General features: G+C 62.4%; 22 protein-coding genes. 6 read left to right on the top strand and 16 right to left on the bottom strand.

Annotated elements, in window-relative coordinates; genetic code table 11:
• The 4 genes from BLT50_RS16135 to BLT50_RS16120 all read left to right on the top strand — a co-directional run.
• Positions 1–108, top strand: a 108-nt coding sequence (locus BLT50_RS16135; RefSeq protein ID WP_139170553.1) for an integrase core domain-containing protein, incomplete at its 5' end; no start/stop codon positions are given.
• A 390-nt stretch (positions 109–498) separates the two neighbouring features.
• Positions 499–1,389: a cation diffusion facilitator family transporter gene (locus tag BLT50_RS16130; RefSeq protein WP_090029826.1), complete on the top strand. Its 891-nt coding sequence runs from the start codon at positions 499–501 to the stop codon at positions 1,387–1,389.
• A gap of 96 nt (positions 1,390–1,485) precedes the next feature.
• On the top strand, positions 1,486–2,223 hold the full coding sequence (locus BLT50_RS16125; RefSeq protein ID WP_245723420.1) for a VPLPA-CTERM sorting domain-containing protein: 738 nt from the start codon (positions 1,486–1,488) through the stop codon (positions 2,221–2,223).
• A 284-nt stretch (positions 2,224–2,507) separates the two neighbouring features.
• Positions 2,508–2,804 (top strand): rhodanese-like domain-containing protein, encoded by a 297-nt coding sequence (locus BLT50_RS16120; RefSeq protein WP_245723419.1) that lies wholly within the window; start codon positions 2,508–2,510, stop codon positions 2,802–2,804.
• 79 nt (positions 2,805–2,883) lie between these two features.
• Here the strand turns inward: BLT50_RS16120 and BLT50_RS19585 are convergent, their stop codons facing one another.
• Entirely contained in the window at positions 2,884–3,558 is a 675-nt protein-coding gene (locus tag BLT50_RS19585; protein ID WP_245723418.1) for a VPLPA-CTERM sorting domain-containing protein, read from the bottom strand.
• Between the two features lie 683 nt (positions 3,559–4,241).
• Between BLT50_RS19585 and BLT50_RS16110 the strand changes: the two genes are divergently transcribed.
• Positions 4,242–4,844, top strand: coding sequence for a VPLPA-CTERM sorting domain-containing protein (locus BLT50_RS16110; protein ID WP_090029819.1), 603 nt, complete (start codon positions 4,242–4,244; stop codon positions 4,842–4,844).
• 118 nt (positions 4,845–4,962) lie between these two features.
• On the opposite strand, the gene BLT50_RS16105 is transcribed toward BLT50_RS16110, so the two are convergent.
• The 7 genes from BLT50_RS16105 to BLT50_RS16075 are packed head-to-tail and all read right to left on the bottom strand — an operon-like array spanning position 4,963 to position 12,253.
• Entirely contained in the window at positions 4,963–5,940 is a 978-nt protein-coding gene (locus tag BLT50_RS16105; protein ID WP_090029816.1) for an ornithine cyclodeaminase family protein, read from the bottom strand.
• Positions 5,937–6,788, bottom strand: a complete 852-nt coding sequence (locus BLT50_RS16100; RefSeq protein ID WP_090029814.1) for an alpha/beta fold hydrolase — start codon at positions 6,786–6,788, stop codon at positions 5,937–5,939. The genes BLT50_RS16105 and BLT50_RS16100 overlap by 4 nt, the downstream gene beginning before the upstream one ends.
• Positions 6,785–8,236, bottom strand: coding sequence for a M81 family metallopeptidase (locus tag BLT50_RS16095; protein WP_090029811.1), 1,452 nt, complete (start codon positions 8,234–8,236; stop codon positions 6,785–6,787). Before BLT50_RS16095 ends, BLT50_RS16100 begins: the two co-directional genes overlap by 4 nt.
• Before the next feature lie 10 nt (positions 8,237–8,246).
• Positions 8,247–8,792 carry a TRAP transporter small permease gene (locus tag BLT50_RS16090; RefSeq protein ID WP_090029808.1) on the bottom strand — a complete coding sequence of 182 codons (546 nt, stop codon included), beginning with the start codon at positions 8,790–8,792 and terminating at the stop codon, positions 8,247–8,249.
• A gap of 4 nt (positions 8,793–8,796) precedes the next feature.
• Entirely contained in the window at positions 8,797–9,777 is a 981-nt protein-coding gene (locus BLT50_RS16085; protein WP_090029805.1) for a TRAP transporter substrate-binding protein, read from the bottom strand.
• A gap of 53 nt (positions 9,778–9,830) precedes the next feature.
• Entirely contained in the window at positions 9,831–11,120 is a 1,290-nt protein-coding gene (locus BLT50_RS16080) for a TRAP transporter large permease (RefSeq protein ID WP_342706709.1), read from the bottom strand.
• Positions 11,117–12,253, bottom strand: a complete 1,137-nt coding sequence (locus tag BLT50_RS16075; RefSeq protein WP_090029803.1) for an NAD(P)/FAD-dependent oxidoreductase — start codon at positions 12,251–12,253, stop codon at positions 11,117–11,119. The genes BLT50_RS16080 and BLT50_RS16075 overlap by 4 nt, the downstream gene beginning before the upstream one ends.
• Positions 12,254–12,375: 122 nt before the next feature.
• On the opposite strand from BLT50_RS16075, the gene BLT50_RS16070 reads away from it, so the two are divergent.
• Positions 12,376–12,969 (top strand): helix-turn-helix domain-containing protein, encoded by a 594-nt coding sequence (locus BLT50_RS16070; protein WP_090029800.1) that lies wholly within the window; start codon positions 12,376–12,378, stop codon positions 12,967–12,969.
• A 20-nt stretch (positions 12,970–12,989) separates the two neighbouring features.
• Here the strand turns inward: BLT50_RS16070 and BLT50_RS16065 are convergent, their stop codons facing one another.
• The 8 genes from BLT50_RS16065 to BLT50_RS16030 form a co-directional block, all read right to left on the bottom strand.
• A complete protein-coding gene (locus tag BLT50_RS16065; RefSeq protein ID WP_090029797.1) occupies positions 12,990–13,235 on the bottom strand; it encodes a MoaD/ThiS family protein in 246 nt (81 codons plus the stop codon).
• The gene (locus tag BLT50_RS16060; RefSeq protein ID WP_090029795.1) at positions 13,235–15,499 is read right to left on the bottom strand and encodes a xanthine dehydrogenase family protein molybdopterin-binding subunit; all 2,265 of its coding nucleotides are present in this window, start codon (positions 15,497–15,499) and stop codon (positions 13,235–13,237) included. The genes BLT50_RS16065 and BLT50_RS16060 overlap by 1 nt, the downstream gene beginning before the upstream one ends.
• The gene (locus BLT50_RS16055) at positions 15,496–15,978 is read right to left on the bottom strand and encodes a (2Fe-2S)-binding protein (protein ID WP_090029793.1); all 483 of its coding nucleotides are present in this window, start codon (positions 15,976–15,978) and stop codon (positions 15,496–15,498) included. Before BLT50_RS16055 ends, BLT50_RS16060 begins: the two co-directional genes overlap by 4 nt.
• Positions 15,978–16,838, bottom strand: coding sequence for an FAD binding domain-containing protein (locus BLT50_RS16050; RefSeq protein ID WP_090029790.1), 861 nt, complete (start codon positions 16,836–16,838; stop codon positions 15,978–15,980). The genes BLT50_RS16055 and BLT50_RS16050 overlap by 1 nt, the downstream gene beginning before the upstream one ends.
• Before the next feature lie 214 nt (positions 16,839–17,052).
• Entirely contained in the window at positions 17,053–18,477 is a 1,425-nt protein-coding gene (locus BLT50_RS16045) for a gamma-aminobutyraldehyde dehydrogenase (RefSeq protein WP_090029855.1), read from the bottom strand.
• Positions 18,478–18,494: 17 nt separating this feature from the next.
• Positions 18,495–19,301: an ABC transporter permease gene (locus BLT50_RS16040; protein ID WP_090029788.1), complete on the bottom strand. Its 807-nt coding sequence runs from the start codon at positions 19,299–19,301 to the stop codon at positions 18,495–18,497.
• A complete protein-coding gene (locus BLT50_RS16035) occupies positions 19,291–20,235 on the bottom strand; it encodes an ABC transporter permease (RefSeq protein WP_090029785.1) in 945 nt (314 codons plus the stop codon). Before BLT50_RS16035 ends, BLT50_RS16040 begins: the two co-directional genes overlap by 11 nt.
• Positions 20,228–21,217, bottom strand: a complete 990-nt coding sequence (locus BLT50_RS16030) for an ABC transporter ATP-binding protein (protein WP_090029783.1) — start codon at positions 21,215–21,217, stop codon at positions 20,228–20,230. The genes BLT50_RS16035 and BLT50_RS16030 overlap by 8 nt, the downstream gene beginning before the upstream one ends.
• Positions 21,218–21,222 lie beyond the last annotated feature (5 nt).

The following is a 21,222-nucleotide window of genomic DNA, read 5'->3' as shown; positions in this document are numbered from 1 at the left end:
CAATGGAGGAAACACTACAACACCAAGAGACCACACAGTGCATTGGGCTATCGGCCGCCGGCTCCCGAAACCATCATCCCAATGGAAACCAGCCCAATCATGCACTAACAATTACCTTGGACCAATCAGATCGGGCTGCTCAGGGCGACAGTCGGCAAAAGTAGCCGGTCGGTATCCTTCGATATTTTGTCGGTAGATTGTTCTCGAACCGGAAATAGAAGGCGCAATGCCGCGAAACCGTTGATCTACGGCGCATTTCATCCAGGGTCGAAAGCCGATGTTTTCAGGACGACTGCTACTCTTGTTTTCGGTGTCCCGGGTTTGAAAATCCGTCCTCACCGATCCTTGCGCCACAGCCAGAGCGCCGCGCCAAACAATGGACGGTCCTGCAGGTCGGCACGTTCGCCAGCAAGGGATTGTGCAGTGGTGACGTGTAGCAGTGCTTGTCCCAAGTGCCTGACGGGGCTACCCAATGCATCTAATGTTTCGGGGGAATCAATGTCCGCTACAGTTCGGATCGCCATTGCCAGCATATTTGTCGGCGCCCTCGTTCTGGGTATCAAAATGGTGGCCTGGTGGCTGACAGGTTCGGTTGCCCTTCTCGCGGACGCGCTTGAAAGCACCGTCAACGTGGCGACCGCAATCGCGGCGCTGGTTGCGATCCGCATCGCGGCCAAGCCTGCGGACACAACCCATCCGTACGGGCATCACAAGGCTGAGTTCTTCAGCGCTGTTCTTGAAGGCGTCATGATCATCGTGGCCGCGCTGCTGATCCTGCGCGAAGCATATTTCGGTTTCCTGGCGCCCAGGGTCATGGATCTTCCGATCGAAGGCCTGCTGGTCAACGGCGCGGCAACCGTGATCAACGCGATCTGGGCGTGGGTCTTGATCAGCCGCGGCCGGGCTGGGCGGTCGCCGGCCCTGGTCGCGGATGGCAAGCATCTGTTCACGGACGTGGTCACCTCTGCCGGCGTCGCGCTTGGTGTGCTTTTGGCCATCATAACCGGCTGGTGGATGCTGGACCCGCTCATGGCCGTCATTGTTGCGATAAACATTCTCTGGTCGGGCTTTAGGGTCGTGCGGGAATCCCTGAGTGGCCTAATGGACGAGGCCGTTTCCGAGGACACGCTGAACAAGGTGCGGGAGATTATTTCCAAAGAGGCCGGCGGCGCAGTCGAAGCGCATGACTTGCGGACGCGGCACGCAGGACAAGCGATCTTTATCGATTTCCATCTGGTGGTTCCCGGCGATACGACCGTTTTCGATGCCCACGAGATATGCGACCGCGTAGAAGCAGCCCTCCGCGACGCAGTCGAGGGCGCGAAAATCACGATTCATGTGGAACCCGAACACAAGCAGAAGCACACCGGGATCGTCGTACTCGACTAAGCCGCGGCATTCCAAAGGCTTATTGAAACGGCGCCCTGGTCAACGCTTGACCCCAAAGTGCGTCGGAGCCCCGCAAGATGCGTAAAACGTTTTACGATGGCCTCTTTCCCTGATATTCTTGGTGTTAGACTTTGCCTGAAATCCGAAGATTTAGACCAAAGCAATATAAAGGGGAAATTCATGAATAAACTGAGCGTTTTAACAGCGGCTGCCATTCTTTCGGTTAGCGGCGCAGCGGCCTCCTTTGCCGCAACGATTGTCGATAACAGCACAACCGGACTTTACAATAGCGGCATTGGCAATGCGCTGGACAATACCAGCGCGTTCTTTCCGACGGTGGGCGACCCCACCGCATCGCTTGCGTCAGCGCCCGATTTGTCCGCTGCGGCCTCTTCTCTCGGAAACTGGCTGACCAATCCGTCGAACCCCGGCGGCACCTGGAGCGGGTCTGCAGTGTCCATCCCGCAGAACTGGACGGTCGGTACGGAAACCGCGATCATCTATGAAATTGATGCAGGCGCGACCGGGATGAGCAATGTCATCGCCAGCTTCGGCGTCGACAACGGCATCGCAGTCTGGCTGAACGGCGTGTTCGTGGGCGGCGATCAGGCGCCCGGCGGCGCTTTCCCGAACGAATACACATACGCGCTCGGCTCGCTTTCGGCCGGTAGCAATTACCTTCAGATCCTGAGGGAAGATCACGGTGGCGGCACGGGCTACAAGGTCAGTGTGACGGGCGACATCAATGTCATCCCGCTTCCCGCAGGGGCGCCTCTGCTTCTGACCGGGATTGCAGGTTTCGCATGGCTGCGCCGCAAGACCAAGAAAGCCTGAGGGGCGTTCATCGCAAATTTGACAGGGCGGGCTTCGTGCTCGCCCTTTTCATTTCGGCCTGCCTTGGCTTGGCCGGCCAATCTGCGTGTTTGCACGATACGTGCACTTGATCGGACCGGACAGCACCTTAGGTGCGCGTAAAACCACATCGGGTCATCCGCATGTTTCGACGTTCCTTCCTTGTCGCCGCTGCTTTGAGTGTTCTGGCAGGCGGTTGGACATATGTCCGCGCACATTCCAAACCGGAGAATATTCGGATACACGCAGCAACCGGGGCAGAACTCGTGAATGATCAGGGCACGTTGCTCGTGGACATCCGCCGACCCGATGAATGGACGCAGACCGGTGTCGTCGAGGGGGCTTTGCTGATCACGTTTGAAGACGCCGAGAGTTTTCTGAAAGCGGTGCGCCCTCATCTGAAGACTGGCCAGTCGGTTTCATTGATCTGCCGGTCGGGCAACCGCACCTCGCGCGCCGCCAGGCAACTGGCGGCTGCAGCGCCCGATCTTGAATTCATCGACATAGGAGGCGGTATGCTGCGCGTCATGCGCGAGGGGTATCGACCCGTGCGTCCCGAATAACCCATCTCAGGTACGGACATGCTCCAAGCAAAAAAGCCCCGGTTTCCCGGGGCTTTTTGCATAGCTTACGAAGCTGTCGTTATTTCCTGGACTTGCGGCGAAGCCCGGCAAGCGCGCCAAGCCCACCCAGCAGCAGCAGACCGCCCGCAGGCAGCGGAACCGCCGAGATGCTGACATCGTACAACGCAGCCGCCTGTTGCCTGTCCGTGGTGCCATCGATCTGCAGAACGTAGGAACCCGGGCCAGCCGAGAACAGGAGCGAATTGCCGGACGTGTAATCCGACTCGAATGTCATCGACGCCCCGACAGGGTTGTACGAGTTATTCGCGTCGAGCAGGCGGAAAACGACTTGCTTGTTCACGTCGCCGGACCCAGCCGGTTCGCTGGTCAGGCCCGAAACGGGCGCGGTTTGCAGACCACCGCTGGTGACATAGTCATAGCCGCCGAAGATAAAGTTGATGCTGAACGCCGCAGCAGAGTCGATGAAAAAGAAGTTGTCGATCGAGTTCACAATGCGTCCGAAGACGTTGATCGTTTCGCCAGCGTTCAATTCACTTCCCAGCGCGGTCGCACCGCCCTGCAGCAGATCATAAGCCGCTCCGGGGTTTGCGGATGTATCGACCGACGGCGAAATCTGGGTCGTGCCGTCCACCAGGTTCCGCGTCCCTTCCGTGTATCCGATTGTCGAGGCTGCCGCCGGAATCGCGAGGCTGACCGCGACCAGGGCACCAAAAAACGTCTTACCTATCATCATTCAAATCCTTTGTTGTTCACACACTACCCTCGCAGACCGCCAAATCGGCTCAAGCTTCGGGCCTCGGTATTGCCGTCTGTATGCCACATTTTTGCCTGAAACCAAAGCACTGCGGCAGTTCTCGGGCTGATGCTTGGAAATATTCGCGTTTTGGGCGAATTTTCTCATGCCCGGAATTGCTATAACTGCCAATACGCACGACAAACGTCCGTATTTCGGTCTTTTGTTAGGATTTTCGATACAGTCGCTGCTGCCGCCGGATAACCGCAACGTCGTGAATCGGGGTGCTCTGGCCCTAAACCTCGCCTCCAGTGAAATCACAGCGATTGAGGTTCGGGATGGCACAGCACATCCGTGGGCCAGAACCGCACCTGATAAAGCCTGTTCACCCACACTCCACGAAAACTCGCCTGGCATGGCCCCACACACTGCTTTGTCCGCTCGGAACTGTGGGAACCGAACACGAAAGCGCAAGAAAAAAGGGGATTCGACCGTGACAGCCCCGATGCGAAATCGTCGCCACCATGCAGGCTTCGATTTTATGCTTTGGAAACAATAACGATGTCTTGGCGTATTAGCCACATTTATCGAAACTATCACCGCCTCAATCATTTCAGAATTTGACAAAAATAAGGCGGGCAGCAATTAGTTAACGATAACTTTGGATACGTTGGAGTGTACGGATGAAGACTTTTCTTGCATGTGCCGCATTGGCTGGCGCGACAGCACTTGCCGCACCGGTGTCGGCGGCGACGATCATTAGCGAAGGAACTGTGTATTGCGAGAGTGCAAGCCAGTTGCTTGGGGGCGCCGCCAGTTCATGCGATGTGAAATCGGGTGATTTTTCCAACGTCCTGACAAATCCTTCGGGGCCCTATGACATCGAAGGCTCCGCAACTATTCTGGGCTATGTTCTGGATCAGGGCTCGAATGCCAGCCAGTACCAGGATTATGCCAAGATCATCCTGAACAAGCTCAGCAAGCTGACCTTCGAGCTGTTCGAAACCCAGCAAGGGTTCGACGCTCAGGTTGGCTTTAACGAAGAAGGCGGCCCGACCGACTTTGAAAACGCGTTTGCCGGGGACGTTCTTTCCGGTGTCTTCGGTCCCGGCACCTACATCTTCAGCGTCGACGCGACCCTGCCGACGAACAGCAGCACGGATGTGGCCTCGAACTACCGGCTCGAGATTTCGGCTGTACCGGTTCCCGCGGGTCTGCCGCTGCTGGCCGCTGGTCTGGGTGTGATGGGCTATGTCGGTCGCCGCAAGAAGGCCAAGAAAGCCTGATTTGGCGTGATGGAACAAAGAAAAGGGCGGGCCTTGTGCCCGCCCTTTTTCGTTTCAGTGCCGTTCCGGGGCGGAAACCGACCCTTCGGTACGCAACCGACCAGGAACGCCCGTCAGATCAGAAACTTACGCTTTGTCCGCGTCCGGTTGCGCGCGCCCGTTCCAGAACGAAATGCGCGGCTGCCAAATCTTGCGCTGCCACGCCCAACGAACGGTAAACGGTGATCTGTTCGGCTGTGGAACGCCCCGCGATACGTCCCTGCAGCACAGCGCCGATTTCACCCGCAAGATCCTCTTCTTTCAACTTTCCCGCCGCAATCATTTCGACGATCTCCCCCGCCTGGGCGAGAGTAGAGGGAAGGTAATCGACCCAGATCTTGCCACGCTCGACCATGCGGTCATCGACCTCGCGCATTGACGGGATCGAAGAGCCCACGACGTTCACATGCGCGCCCTCACGCACCCAATCCCCCGACACGATCGGTTTAGGCGCGGCCGTGACGGTGCAGACGATGTCCGCGCTTTCGACCGCCGAACGCAAATCCGTACTGCTGCTGAACGCCACCTCGGGGAAATGCGCAGCCGCCTGTTCGGCGAAGGCCGCGGCTTTTTCGGCCGACCGCCCGGCGACGACGACGCGTTCGATCGGGCGCACCGCAAGCATTGCGTGCAGGTGATGCTCCGCCTGTTCGCCGTACCCGACAAGAGCCAGTTTGCTTGCATCTTCGCGCGCGAGGGTTCGCGTTGCCACGGCACTGGCTGCCGCGGTTCTGATGGCGGTCAGCAGCCCTGCATCCATCATGGCGACTGCCCCGCCGGTTTCGGCCTCGAACAGCACGATGGCGCCGCGATGCGATGAAAGCCCGCGCGCAGGATTGCCGGGAAACAGGCTGACCAGCTTGACGCCATAACAGGCCGGGTCCGCGATAGCTCCGGGCATGACACCCATCTTGTTGTCCTCGCCCACGGGAACGACCGAACGCAGCGGAAGCTGCGCAGTGCGGTCGGACACACCTTTCATGACACCTGCCACCACCTCGATGGCGTCCGTCATCGGCAACAAGGCCGCCACATCGTCTTGGGTCAGAACAATCATTGCACACGCTCCTTTTCGGTGCCCCAGTCGGGGCCGGTTACGGCCAGGCCCATCGCCTGTTCAAGCAAGGCCGTGTAGGCTGATGGCCGCACCACGTAGGGAAAGTGCCCCCCGGACGTGAAACGATATGCGACCAAAGGCTGAACACGGGCCCGAACCGCCTTGCGCATCTCAGGCGGGATCAGCGGGTCGTCGTCGGTCTCGATGGTGAACAGGCGTTCTTGCGGCAGGGAAAGGTCCGGCAGTTCCGGTGCGGTCTTGAGCGCCTTGAGCCGCATCCGCAATTCCGGCTCGGGGATGCGGCCGCCGACTTCCTGCAGCAACAGATCGACGAGTTGGCGCTGGTCGGGATGGGTTTCGGCCCAGGCCGTCAGCACCCCGCCAAAGCCCGCGCGCAAGTCATCGATCGGCGCAGCATCGAGATCGAGAGCATAGGGCATTCTCTGGTCGATGCCTTTTGCGGAATGCAGCGTGTTGGCGGCGAACAGCCTTTCAACCCGGTCTGGGTTCAGGGCGGCGAAATACTGCGCCAGATACCCCCCGAGCGATGACCCGAGAACCGAAACAGTATCCACACCCAGATGATCGAGCAGCGCAGACAGATCGTCGCTCCACGCCTCGATGCCACCGGCGAAAGGATAGCTTACCGCGACAATGCGAAGCCGGTCCGACAACGCCTCGATCTGTTGCCAGAAGATATCCCCGCGGCCCAGCGTGCCCGGTATCAGCAACAGCGCGGGGCCGTTGCCGGTCGCGACGCATCCCCAATCGCGGCCATTGATCGCGATACGTTGTTCCGGGTGCGCGGCGGCGAAAGCATCGCGTGCCGAAATCAGTGCGTTTGTCATGCGAATGGATCCTCGACGACGGGGAAATAGGTTTTCGCGCGCTTCTTGTATGGGATGTTCGCAAAGTCCGGCGTGATGGCGCCTGGCGTGGCCACCCCGATCACCTGCGCCGCGATCGGGTTGAACCCCGCCTCGTAATGGTTCGACGACTTCACGCACACATAACGGCGCTGACCGAGGTCGATGCCCATTTGTTCGAAAGCCTCGGGGTGGAAGGTCTGGCTGCGCAGATCGTTCAGCACGATGTCGATACCATCCGCCTCGATCCACACGGTGTCGCCCATGGGGGCCGGCAGTTTGCCGAACCGCTGTGTCAGGCCCGAGGCGATCTTGCGCACGGTGACGGTCAGGTCCAGCGGATCGCCGGACATCGGGCCGCATTTGCCACCGATGCGCAGATTCAGCGTGGCGCCCTCGCCCGCCTCTTTGCAGATGCGCACGGCGATCGGATCCCAGAACAGGCCCGTTGCGACGCTTGTCAGCCCGCGTTCGATCATCGCGCGCAGCAGGAACGTGGCATCGGACGGCGCGCCGCCGCCCGCGTTGTCGGACATGTCCGCCAGCACCACCAGACCTTCGGGTGCCGCTTGCGCCATGTCGAGGGCGGTATCGATGTCCGGGCGCGCGCGATGCAGGTCATGGCGCAGATCGAAGATCTTTTTGCCCAGCCTTTCGGCCTGCGCTTCGGCCTGTCCGGGATCGCCGTCGCAGATCGCGATTGCACGGGTGCCCGTCCTGGGGTGGTCGGACCAAGGGAAACCGTGGATCAGCGACAGCGACAAAAGCCCGTCCTTGCCTTCGTCCGCCAGCATTCCGGCGACGAAATCGCTCATCGGGGGCTTGGTCGTGGGCATGGCGATGATCATGCGGCAATCCCAGTCGCGCATGACCGGGGCGATCCGGCCTTCGGCGGTGTCGGCGGCCAGCCGAAACAGGTCGGCGGCGCGCTCGGGCACATCCACATGGGGGTATTCCTTGAACGCCACCAGCAAAGTGGCCTGGGTCATCATCTTGTCGGTCAGGTTGGAATGCGGATCAAGAAGGCCGCCGATCACCGCATCGGGGGCAACCGCGCGGCAATGGGCGATCAGGTCGCCTTCGCAATCGTCATAGCCGTCGGCGATCATCGCGCCATGCAAGGCCAGCAGGATAATATCCGCGCCGCCCGCAGCGCGCAGGTCGGCGATGATCTCGTCGCGGAAACCTTCATAGACCGCCTTGACGGTCGGGCCGCCAGGCTGCGCATGGGCGGACAGGGATTCCACCACCTCCCATCCCTTTTCCTCGGCCGCCGCACGCCAGATATGCAGGGGCGCGGTCCAGTACATCTGCGCATCCTTCGTGGCGTCGCCATGGTGGATCGAGCCTTCCTCGAAGCTGGCCATGCCGGTGGGCATCGGCGAAAAGGAATTGGTTTCGGTGCTCAGACCGGCGATGAACAGTTTCATGTCTCAAATCCTATTGGGTTTCATTGGCCGGTTCGGCGACCGGCAATTGCCCCGAGGCCTGCATTGCCAGCCGGGCCGCGAGGTGAATCACGATCAGAACGAACGCAAGCGGCACGGCCGCGGTGAACCAGATCATCGGGATATCGAGCATTTCGGCCTGACGGCCGAGACTCCGCCCGAGAAAGCCCCGCGCCATGTCCATCCTGGCATTGAACACCGAGTACCAGATCACCGGAGCCGCAAAGATCAGCACGGCCGCGGCGCGGATCAGCGCAAGCAACATCCCCGGATGTCCGCGCACCGATTGCATGGACGGGAACAGCGTCGGGTCGGACCCGGCACGAAACGCGCAAGAGGCACCCAGCATCCCGGCCCAGACCATCGCGCGGCGAGCCAGCTCCTCGGTCCAGATCGGCGGGGCATCCAGAACATATCGCGCCAGCACCTGCCATCCAGCGGCAAAGACCATGGCCAGCACTGCCAGCACCGCCCCCCAAAGGGCGATGCTGTTCAGCAGGACCGAAAGCCGGTCGAGGTTTCTGGCCATGGCTTTCATGCAATCAGTCCGCTTTGGCCGCTTCCCAGGCCGCAATCTGATCCTGGGTCAGCAAACCGCTTTCGTAGGCCGGCGCCGAGGCAGCGCGGAACTCCTGGCGTGCAGCCTCGTCCAGCTTGACGACGGTCACACCGGCCTGTTCCAGTTTGCCCAGAACCGCATCCTGGGTTTTCAGCCAGTCGCGGTTGGCCTGCGTCGCGGCGGCGGCGGCCGCGTCTACGGTGGCGCGGTCCGCATCCGACAGGCCCTGGTACCAGTCCTCGGATACGATGGTGATCCGCAGCGACGGCGAGATTGCCGCATCGGTGAAATGTTTGATGAAATCGGTGTGCCCGAACAGCAGCGGCACGAAGGCAGGGTTGAGATAGCCATCGGCCACCCCGGTTTGCAGGGCATTCGGCACCTCGGCCCAGCTGACGATCGTGCCCGCCGCACCCCAGGCCTCATAGAGCTCGATCTGGCTTTCATCGAGCGCGCGCATCCGCAAGCCCGCCATATCCGCGACCGACTGCACCGGTTTCTTGGTGTTGAAGATACCGCTGGCCTGCCCGACTGTATTCACCGCCAGCACACGGACGCCTTCGGGCGTCGTCGCCGCGTTGATCCGCTCAAGCATCCCGCCTTCGTTCAAGGCACGGTCGACCTCTGCCATGTCCTTGAAGAAATACGGAAGGCGCAGGCCATATATCAGCTTGTCGATTGAGCCCACGATATTGAGCGGGGACATCGACACTTCCAAAAGCCCCTGGCTTACCTGGTCGAACAGTTCGTCGTCACCACCGAGCGCACCACGCTGGAACTCTTCGGCCGCCATCCCGTTGTCGTTTAGATAGGTCGAAAAGGTATGCGCCCAGACATAAGACCCGGACCCTTCCAGGTCGGGCGGGCTGTCGAGCGCGATCTTGACCTGGGCCGATGCCACGCCACCCGTCACCGCAAGCGCGGCGGCGAAAAGGCTACCGGTAATTATCTGCGTCAGTTTCATGATTTTTCCTCCTGTTTGGTTTCAGTCGTCTTGTTGTCGTTATCCGTTGAATGTCATGGGCCACCGCCCAGCCCGAAGGCGCGCGGCAGCCAAAGGCTCAGCCCCGGCACGCTTATCAGCAGCGCCAGAACAGCGATCTGGGTCAGCACGAAGGGAATGACCGCGCGGGCCAGTTTCCAGTAGTTCACACCGGTCACCGCCGAGACGACCAGCAGGCAACCGCCCATCGGTGGCGAAACAAGCCCGATGCACAGGTTGAAGCACAAGACGATGCCCAGATGCACCGGGTCCGCCCCCTGCTCCAACGCGACGGGTGCGAGCAACGGCACCAAAAGCGCCAGCGCCACCGGGATATCCAGCACCATGCCCGCCACCAGAAAGATCACGTTCATCGCCAGCATGTAGCCGACCGGCCCAAGCCCCAGATGCGCGACCATGTCCGAAATCGCCTCGGGTATGCGCTCGAGCGCGCCGAGATGCCCGAGCGCGGAAACCGCACAGATGATGATAAAGATCGACCCCGACAGGATCGCGGTCCGCCGCAGGGCCGCCAGCACGGACCCGGCCGACAACCCGGCATAGAACCATCCCGCGCCCAGCGCCGCGAACACGGCCACGGCCGCCGCCTCGGTTGGTGTCATCCAGCCAAAAACGATTCCGCCAAGAATGATGATCGGCAAAGAAAGCGCCGGAAGCGAGTGCAACAGCGTGGGCAGAAACGGGGGCATGTCCTGCGGGGCCACGCGCGGGTGATCCTGCCGGATGGCGAAAATGGCGTTAATCACAAGCAGCGCCGCCGCCAGCACCAGACCAGGAACGATCCCCGCAAGAAACAGGGCCGTCACGGACGTGCCCATCAGCGCGCCGTAAAAGATCAGGATGATCGATGGCGGCACGATCGGGCCGATGATGGAAGACGCTGCCGTCACCGCGCTGGCATAGGTCAGGCTGTAGCCGCGCCGCCGCATCTCGGGGACAAGCGTATTCGACAGGGCCGCCGCGTCGGCAACGGCCGACCCCGAGATGCCGGCAAAGAAGACCGATGTCAGGATGTTCACATGCCCCAGGCCGCCCCGGACCCTGCCCACCAGCGCCATGGACAGGTTGATCAGCGCGCCGGTGATACCGCCGCGGTTCATCAATTCGCCCGCGAGGATGAAAAGCGGCATCGCCATCAGGGCGAACACGTCGATCTTGGAGAAGATCTGCTGCGGCAGGATCGCAAGGTATCGGGCATTGTCTGTCGCGATGAAGGCAAGGACGGCCGCACCGCCGATCACATAGGCGATGGCGAGCCCCGAAAACAGGAACGCCGCCCCGGCAAGACCGACCCACACCATCATGCCGCCAACCCCGCCCGCGCCGGGGACAAGGCGCCGGGCGTCACGCCCTGATCCTGTATGTCGCCGGGCAAATCGACGCCGCGGGCCAAGGCCGCAGCCGCACGCGCCATGGCGGGGGCGGTCTGGATGCCATAACCCCCCTGCCCGGCAAGCCAGAAAAAGCCGGGGGCGTCCTGGTCGTATCCGACCGCCGGGTTGCCGTCGGGCAGGAAGTTGCGCAAGCCGGCCCATTTGTGCTCGATCCGGCGCACTTCGATGCTGAAGGCGGTTTCGATCCTGTCGACGCAGATCGCAACATCCAGCTCTTCGGGCTGCGCATCGCAGGGCGGCGATGGGGTCTCGTCTGCAGGTGAAATCAACAGATTGCCGGCATCGGGCTTGAGATAGAATTTTTCGGCCACGTCGACGACCATCGGCCATGGGTCCGGCGTGATGCCGCCGGGCGGCGTGACCAACAGTGCCGTGCGGCGCAACGGGCGCAGGCCAAGCGGTGCAAGGCCCGCCATCCGCGCCAGTTCGTCGGCCCAGGCGCCGGCCGCGTTGATCACCACGGGCGCGCGCAGGGCAGCATCCCGGGTTTCAACCAACCAGTCGCCGCCCACGCGCGAAAGCCCGACAACCTCGGACTTAAGGTGCAGCGCACCGCGCCGCGCGCGGAAAGATTTCAGGTAGTGCTGGTGCAGCCCATGCACCTCGATATCCGCAGCGTGACGGTCGAAAAGAGCGGCAGTGGCATAGCCGGGGCGCAGCAGTGGAACAAGGTCGCGGGCCATGGTGGCGGATACCGGCTCAACCGCATCGCCCAGTTCGCCTTGCAAGGCGGCAAGCTCTGACGCCTGGTCGTCACGCGCAACGAACAGAACACCGCGCCGCCGGATCAGATCGCCGGGCGGGTCGCCCGGCCCCACACCGCGAAAGAAGTCGTGGCTGGCGCGGGAAAGCGCCCGGATCACCGCCGGGCCATAGGCCATCGTGAACAGCGCGGCAGACCGCCCGGTCGTGTGATAGCCGGGTTGCGGTTCGCGCTCGACCAGGATCACCCGCGCGTGGCGGGACAATTCCGCCGCGACCGACGCCCCCGCCATGCCCGCGCCGATCACGATATAGTCGGCCTGTTCGCCGCCCTGCGCCATGAATACCGTCCCTGAGCCATTCCCTTTCAAAAAGCGTAGCACCGATTTTCCAATCGGAAAAACACTTTTTTCCAATCGGAAAATTTCTTGGAGACACGGGCAGATGCACGTAAAGTCGCACAATGACAGACGCGAAAGATGCCCCGAATCCACGCACCAGTTTTGGCAAGCGCCTGCGGCAGCTGCGCGGCGACCGCGGCTGGACGCTTGCCGAGGTGGCCGAACGTTCGGGTCTTGCGATTTCGACGATCTCGAAAGCGGAACGCGGGGTGATCTCGCTGACTTACGACCGGCTGTCGCAGCTTGCCCGGGGGCTCGATGTCGATCTTGCGGCGTTTTTCAACGCCGACGGCCAAAGCTTTGAGCCCGGCAGCTTTGCCGTGGCGCGCAAGGGCGAATTCAAGCGCCAGGAAACCAAGAACTACGTCTACGAAATGCTGTTCCCCGATCTGTGGAACAAGGCGATGACCCCCATGATGGGATCGCTCAAGGCGCGTGAATTCGTGGATTTCGAAGATTTCGTGCGCCATCCCGGCCAGGAATTCCTGATCGTCATGGAAGGCGAGGTGACGGTGTTCGTCGAAGACCGCGACCCCGTGTGCCTGAAGGCCGGGGACAGCATCTATTTCGATAGCGCGGTCGGCCATCTCTATGCGTCCGGCGGCGACCGCGATGCGCGCATCCTTGTGGTCTGCGTTCCGGGGGCGGGCGCCTAGGACGCAGGTCTTGTCGGACGTTATCCGCCCGCAAGCCGGCGCATCAGGAAAACCTCGGCATCTGCGGCAAGTTCCTTTGACCGGTCATCGCGGTAGACGACACCATCGACGACCACCGCGACGTCGTTTTCAATTGCCGACTTCAGGCCGGGATAGCGCTCCTGCAGCTTGCGCAGCAATTCGCGAACCGTCCCGGCCTCGACCGTGATCGTTTTCTGGTTTTCGGCCAGGGGCACGAGACCGCCCCATAGCGTCACCTCGACCATCAGGAACCGGCCCCTCCGTCCAGCGCGGCGCGGATGCGCGGCGGCGACATCGGGATATGGGACATCCGCACACCCACCGCGTTCGAGATCGCGTTGCCGATCGCCGCAAGCGGCGGCACGATCGACGTTTCGCCCACCCCGCGCACGCCATACGGATGGTTGGGGTTGGGAATCTCCAGTATCTGCGTGTCGATCATCGGAAGATCGGAACAGACGGGAATACGGTAATCGAGGAAACCGGGGTTCTGCAGGCGCCCGTCCTCGCCATAGATATATTCCTCGTTCAAGGCCCATCCGATGCCCTGTGCGGCCCCGCCCTGATACTGCCCTTCGACATAGGAAGGATGCACCGCCTTGCCCGCGTCCTGGATCACGGTGTAGCGGATGATGCGGGTGGCACCCGTTTCCGGGTCCACTTCGACATCGCAGATATGCGTCGCAAAGGACACGCCCGCGCCATCGGCGACCAATTCGCTGTGCCCGGCAATCGGCCCGCCGGTCTTGCCGGACTCCGCCGCGATGTCCTTGACCGACAGCGGCGCGAGATTGCCGTAGTTTTCACCGCGCGCCTTGGCATGGCCGTCTTCCCAGACCACGTCTTCGACCGGGATATCCCATGTCAGCGCCGCCCTGTGGCGCATGACGTCGATGGCGTTGCGCGCCGCCGAGATCGTCGCCATCGAGGACGAGAACGTCCCACGGCTGCCATCGGTCATGTCGTTGTAGCCCAGAGTTGCCGTATCCGCGACGACCGCTTTGACATCGTCATAGGCGATGCCCAGCTCTTCGGCTGCGATCAGCGACAGCGATGCGCGCGACCCGCCCACATCGACGGTTCCCACGGCAAGCGTCACGGTTCCGTCCGCGTTGACGTTCAGGTCGGTGCAGGTCTGGCCGCCGAAGTTGAACCAGAAACCGCATGCCATGCCGCGGCCCTGGTTCGGACCCAGCGGTGCGCTCATATGCGGATGCGATTGTGCCGCTTCAAGCGTCGGGCCGATTCCGATCGGGCCATATACCGGCCCGTAGCTGGATTTCGTCCCCTCCTTGGCGGCGTTGCGGATACGGAAGGCGACAGGGTCCATGCCGATCTTGCCGGCCAGCTCGTCAATCGCGCTTTCCACGGCGAAAGCGGCCATCGGCGCGGATGGCGCACGGTAGGCTGCGACCTTGGGCCGGTTCACCAGCACCTCGTACCCGACCGTCTTGACGTTCTCGAGGTCGTAGCAGGCAAAGGACGTCATCGCACCCAGCTCCGCCCACATGCCCGGATAGGGGCCATTGGTGTACCGCAGATGCGCGACGGCCGCCGTGATCGTGCCGTCCTTGCGCGCGCCGATCTTGACGTCGATCGATGTCGCGCTGGTCGGGCCCGAGGCGCGGAACACCTCGTCGCGCGACATCACCAGCTTGACCGGCCGCCCGGCCTTGCGCGACAGCGCCAGCGCCACGGGTTCGGCCCAGACGTGGGTCTTGCCGCCGAAACCGCCACCGATCTCGGACGAGGTGACGCGCAGCTTGGACACCTCCAGCCCCAGCAGGTCGGCGCAAATCTGGCGATAGACGAAATGACCCTGGGTGCACACCCACATATCGGCCGTGCCATCGGGGTTGCAGCTTGCGACGCAGGCATGCGGCTCGATATAGCCCTGATGCGCCTGTTCGGTCCGGAAGCTGCGCTCGACGATCACGTCGGCCTGTGCAAAACCCGCGTCGACATCCCCGTGCCCGAATTCGGAACGGTTCGCCACGTTCGACGGTTTTGCGGGCTTCGGTTCGACCCCGCCGGTGAAAAGGGTCTCATCGATCAGCGGTGCATCGGATTGCGCGGCCGCATCGACATCGACGACATGCGGCAGGACTTCGTATTCGATCTCGATCAGTTTCAGCGCTTCGCGGGCGGCCTTTGCGTCGATGGCGGCCACCGCTGCGACAGCGTGGCCATCGTAGAGAGCCTTGGTTCGCGCCATGCAGTTGTCGAGAATGTGCAAAAGCTCTGCATCGCCGTTCGTCAGGTCGGGCAGGTCGGCAGCGGTGACGACCGCCTTGACGCCTTTGACCGCTTCGGCGCGGGATGTGTCGATCCTGACGATCCGCGCATGGGCATGCGGGCTGCGCAATACGCGCCCGACCAACTGACCCGGCATGTTGAAATCCGCACCATAGCGCGCGCGCCCGGTGACCTTGTCGATGCCATCGGGCCGCAGCGGACGGGAACCGACAGACTTGAACTGCTGGTTTCGAAATTCGGCATCAAAGCTCATGACGCTTCCCCTCTCATTTCCGCCGCCGCATCCGCGACCGCGCGCACGATCTTGTCATACCCGGTGCACCGGCACAGGTTTCCGGCCAGCCAGAACCTGATCTCTTCCTCGGTGGGCGACGGGTTCGCATCCAGAAGCGCCTTGGCCGCCATCAGGAAACCGGGCGTGCATACACCGCATTGAAGCGCGGCGTGTTCGATGAATTTCTTTTGCAGAGGATGCAGTTCGCTCCCCTGCGCCATGCCTTCGATGGTTTCGATCGTCTTGCCCTGGGCCTCGGCCCCCAGCACCAGGCAGGAACACACGACCCGACCGTCCATGATGACGCTGCAGGCACCGCAATCGCCCGTGCCGCAGCCTTCTTTCGCGCCCATCAGGCCAAGGCGGTTGCGCAACACGTCAAGCAGGGTTTCATCCGCCTGGCAGAGAAATTCGACCTCATCCGTATTCAAGGTCGTCGAGACAGACACCGAAGCCATCACTTACCTCCTGCGCGTTCATACGCGATTTTCGCCGCCCGCCGTGCAAGCACGCCAGCGACATGTTTGCGGAACGCCGCCGTGCCCCGCTTGTCGTCGATAGGGTTGCTGGCTGCCGAGCATGCCTCGGCAAGGGCTTCGAGTGCCGCGTCATCCAGCGCCGTGCCGATGATCGTGTCTGCCGCCTGTTCGGCCAGCACGACCTTTGGCCCGACCGCACCCAGGGCGACCCGTGCCGTTTCGACCACGCCCTTTGCATCAAGCGCCAGTTGCACGCCGACACCGACAACGGCGATGTCCATTTCAGTGCGGGGCGTAAAACGGAGATACGCATCCCCAGACCGCTGTGCGGGCTTCGGCAACAGGATCGCGGCGATGAATTCGCCTTTCTTAAGGGTCGTCTTACCCGGCGCTTGGGGCACGTCCTCGACCGGAACAATCCGCGTGCCATCGGGGCCGGCGATCCGCACACGCGCGCCTGCCGCGACCAATGCCGGCACGCTGTCGGCTGCGGGCGATGCGTTGCACAGGTTGCCCGACATCGTGCACCGGCCCTGTATCTGCGTCGAACCGATCAGGTTGGCGGCCTCGACGACACCGGGCCAGGCGGCAACGAGCCCGGCATGTTCACCAAGCGCGGCGCATGGGACGGCGGCGCCGATTTCGAACCCGTCCGCCGTTTCCGAGATGTCGGACATGCCGGCGACCGCCTTGATGTCGACAACCATATCGGCCTCGAACGCGTCGCTTTTCATGCGCACAAGCAGGTCCGTCCCCCCAGCCAGCACAAAGGCGCGGCCTTTTGCAGAGGCCAGCAGGGCCGTCGCATCCCCGATCGTTTCCGGTCGTTCATAGCGCATCGGATGTTTCCTTTCTGCCAAGCGCCCTTGCAGTGACTATCGAAGCCAGCTGACAAAAAATCAATCGTTTCGCGCCCGGCGATGCCATCGGCAGGCGGTTTCCCGGGGCCGCACGACGCCAGGGCGCGGGCGCGTTTCCGGCCTGTTCGACCGCTTGCGCCAAGCCTGCGTTCCGGTGCCGCAGCTCCTGTTTTCCTGGCCCGCCCACCATTGTTCAGTGCGCGATCATGACGTGCCGGACGGCGGTGTAGTCTTCCAGCGCATACATCGACATGTCCTTGCCATAGCCGGATTGCTTCAGCCCGCCATGCGGCATCTCGTTTGTCAGCATGAAATGCGTGTTGATCCAGGTGCAACCGTATTGCAGCCCGGCCGATATCTCCATCGCACGGCCGATATCCTGCGTCCAGACCGACGACGCGAGGCCGTATTGGCTGTCATTGGCCCAGTCGACGACCGGATCGTCCGCGGTGAAGCGGGTGACCGATACAACAGGCCCGAAAACTTCGCGCTGCACGATCTCGTCGGTTTGGCGCGCGCCGGCGACGACGGTCGGGCAATAGTAGAACCCGTTGCCGTCATGCGGACTGCCCCCTGTGGTAATCTCGATATGCTTCTGCTCGGCGGCGCGCTGCACGAAACTGTCGACACGGTCGCGCTGCCGGGGCGAGATCAGCGGCGGGATTTCGTTTGCCGTGTCGTCGGCATTCGCGTAGACGATGCTCGCTGCTGCGTCCGTCAGTTCGGCGACAAGCCGGTCATAGATACCCGCACCGGCATACACACGGCACGCCGCGGTGCAGTCCTGCCCGGCATTGTAGAAGCTGAACGCCTTCAACCCTTCGACCACGCGCCCCAGATCGGCATCGTCCAGCACGATCACCGGCGCCTTGCCGCCCAGCTCCAGATGCGTCCGCTTCACGCTTTTCGAGGCGGCCATCAGCACCTTCTTGCCCGTGGCCACATCCCCGGTGATCGAGATCATGTCGACCTGCGGGTGATTGATCAGCGTGCTGCCGACGGTCGCCCCCTGCCCCACGATCACGTTCACCACGCCTTCGGGCAGGATATCGGACAGGATGCGCGCAAAGGCCAAGGCGGTAAGCGGCGTCTGTTCCGACGGTTTCATCACGATGGTGTTGCCCCCGGCCAGGGCGGGGGCCAGTTTCCAGGCCATCATCATGATCGGATAGTTCCACGGCGCGATCGAGGCGACCACACCGATCGGATCGCGGCGGACCATGCTGGTGTGTCCGGCAAGGTAGTTGCCGGCGACAGGGCCGTGCATGTTGCGCACCGCACCGGCGAAGAACCGGAAGCAATCCGCGACGGCGGGGATTTCCTCGTTGCGGACTTCGTTTATGGGTTTTCCGCAATTCAACGCTTCGAGCGCGGCGAGGTCTTCCAGCTTTGCCTCGACAGCGTCGGCAATGGCCAGCAGCTTGGCCGAACGTTCGGCGGGCGTGGTGCGCGACCATGCCGGAAAGGCCGCCCGCGCGGCCATCACCGCCCGGTCGATCTGGCCGGGATCCGCCTCGGGCATCTTCAGGATCACTTCGCCGGTGCGGGGGTTCAGGACGTTTTCCTCGGTATCCGTTCCGGCCTCGAAGGCGCCGCCGATAAGCATGTTGGTTTCCATCATGAATCTCCCTGTTGTTACTTGCCCTGACCAGCGACGGATTCCGTTCCGCGGGTCAGGTAATAGGCGCCGAGGATCGGCAGGAATGTCACCAGAACCACAACCATCGCGACCACGTTTGTGACGGGCCTCTGGCGCGGGCGCACGAGCTCTTCCAGCATCCAGATCGGCAGGGTCTGCTGCTGACCGGCGGTAAAGGTCGTCACGATCACCTCGTCGAAGCTGAGCGCGAAGGCCAGCATCCCGCCAGCCAGCAGTGCGGTTGCGATGTTGGGCAGGATGACAAAGCGGAACGTCTGGAACGCATTGGCGCCCAGGTCCATCGACGCTTCGACAAGGCTGCCGCTCGTGCGGCGGAACCGGGCGACCGCGTTGTTGTAGACGACGACCACGCAGAAGGTGGCGTGCCCAAGAACGATGGTCCAGAAACTGAAGGGGATATCCCCGAGATTGAACGCAGAGCGCAGGGATATGCCGGTAATGATGCCCGGCAGCGCGATCGGCAGGATCACAAGCAGGGATATCGTCTCGCGCCCGAAGAACCGGGTGCGCGCGACGGCCGCGGCACAAAGCGTTCCGAGGACAAGGGCGATAAGCGTCGAAATGGCAGCCACGCGCAGCGACAGCGACAGGGCCTCCCACACGTCGGGGCGGGCCCAAGTCACGCCGAACCATTTCAGCGTGTAGCCCGGAGGTGGCCATTGATAGCTCTTGTCCTCGGTGGTGAAGGCGTAGACGAAAATCAGCAGGATCGGCAGGTGCATGAACAGCAGCCCGGCCGCGGCCGCGATCTTCAATCCCAGGGGCGCGCGATCAGAGTGCATCGAAAGCCCCCATGCGTCTGGCGACGTAAAGATAGACGCCCATGATCACGATCGGCACGACCGCAAAGGCCGCAGCGAGCGGGATGTTTCCGGCCGTTCCCTGGAACTGGTATACCGCCTGCCCGATCATGCGCGCCGATGTGCCGACGATCTGCGGGATGATGTAGTCGCCCAGGGTCAGCGAAAAGGTGAAGATCGAGCCCGCAACGATCCCCGGAAGCGCCAGGGGCAGCAGAACATGGCGAAAGGTCTGGCCAGGGCGTGCGCCCAGATCGCCCGACGCTTCGAGCATCGAAGGCGGCACGCGTTCCAGCGCGGCCTGGATCGGCAGGATCATGAAGGGAAGCCAGACGTAGAGAAAGACAAGGAACGTTCCGGTCCAACTGACCGACAGCGAATTGCCCCCCACGACCGGAAGCGAAAGATAGGCCTCGAGCAACCAGGTCAGATGCAGGGTTTCGAACAGCCAGCTCAGGATGCCTTCCTTGGCCAGGATCAGCTTCCAGGAATAGACCTTGACGAGGTAGCTGGACCACAGCGGCAGCATCACACCCAGGTAAAACAGGGCTTTCCAACGGCCCCGCGCATAGCGCGCCGCGTAATAAGCCACGGGAAAACCGATGACCGCCGCAGCGATGGTGACACTGGCGGCCATCAGGACCGTGCGCAGGATGATGTCGAGGTTTGCCGCGCGGAACAGCTCGCCATAGGTGCGTAGCGTGAATTCATAGTTGATGAGGCCGGAAAACTCGTCGATCGAGAAAAAGCTCTGCGCCAGAAGCGCGAAAAGCGACCCGAGATAGATGACACCCAGCCAAAGCGCGGGCGGCAGGATCAGTAGAAGAACCAGCAAACCCTGACGCCGCCACAAAAGGTCCGACAAGCGGTCTACCGGGCCGCGCGGGGCCGGGTGATGGGCTGCGGTCTCAGCCATCGCGCGACCCCATCAGGTGCAGCGCATCGTTGTCCCAACCGATTTGCACCGTGCTTCCCTTTTCGGGCAGCGCCTGCCCCTTTGGCACGAGGGCGGTCAGTGCCTGGCCCTCCATTTTCAACGTCAGGCGCGTGACCGCGCCGAGAAAGGCAAGTTCGACCACCTGCGCATCATGCCCGCCGGGTTGCAGGCGCACCGCCTCGGGCCGCAGGCTGGCATGGGCCCGGTGCCCTGTCAGCCGCTCGACGATCTCGGGGGGCAGAACATTCGACGAGCCCACGAAATCCGCGACGAACGGCGTTTCCGGCCGGTCGTAGATATCCTCGGGGCGGCCGACCTGTTGTATCCGGCCTTCGTTGAACACGGCAACGCGGTCGGCCATCGACAGCGCCTCGCCCTGATCATGCGTCACGAAGATGAACGTGATGCCGAGTTGGCGCTGCAGGCTTTTGAGTTCGACCTGCATCTGTTCGCGCAGTTTGAGGTCGAGCGCCCCAAGCGGTTCGTCCAGCAAAAGCACCTTTGGCTTGTTTACCAGCGCGCGCGCGAGCGCCACGCGTTGTCGTTGCCCGCCCGACAAGGCCGAGGGCTTGCGATCCGCATAGCCCGGCAGCGCCACCATCTCCAACGCCTGTTCCGCCGCGCGATGGCGTTCGGCCTTGCCGACGCGCGCGATCATCAGGCCGTAGGCCACGTTGTCGCGCACGTTCAGATGCGGAAACAGCGCGTAGTCCTGAAAGACGGTGTTCACCGGGCGGCGATAGGGCGGCACCTTGCTGCAGGGCTGGCCGAAAATTTCGATCTCACCCGCGGTGGGGCGTTCAAAGCCCGCCACGAGCCGCAGGCATGTCGTCTTGCCCGACCCGGACGGGCCGAGCATCGCGAAGAACTCGCCCTCGGTCACTTCGAGGTCGACGGCATCCACTGCCCGCACCTCGCCATAGTGGCGCGAGACCCTGCGAAAGGCGATTGCTGTTGTCATGAAAC

Source organism: Lutimaribacter saemankumensis (assembly GCF_900100005.1).
Taxonomy (GTDB): Bacteria; Pseudomonadota; Alphaproteobacteria; order Rhodobacterales; family Rhodobacteraceae; genus Lutimaribacter; species Lutimaribacter saemankumensis.
Note: the sequence above shows the minus strand (reverse complement) of the source record. Positions and strands in the feature narration are given on the sequence as shown.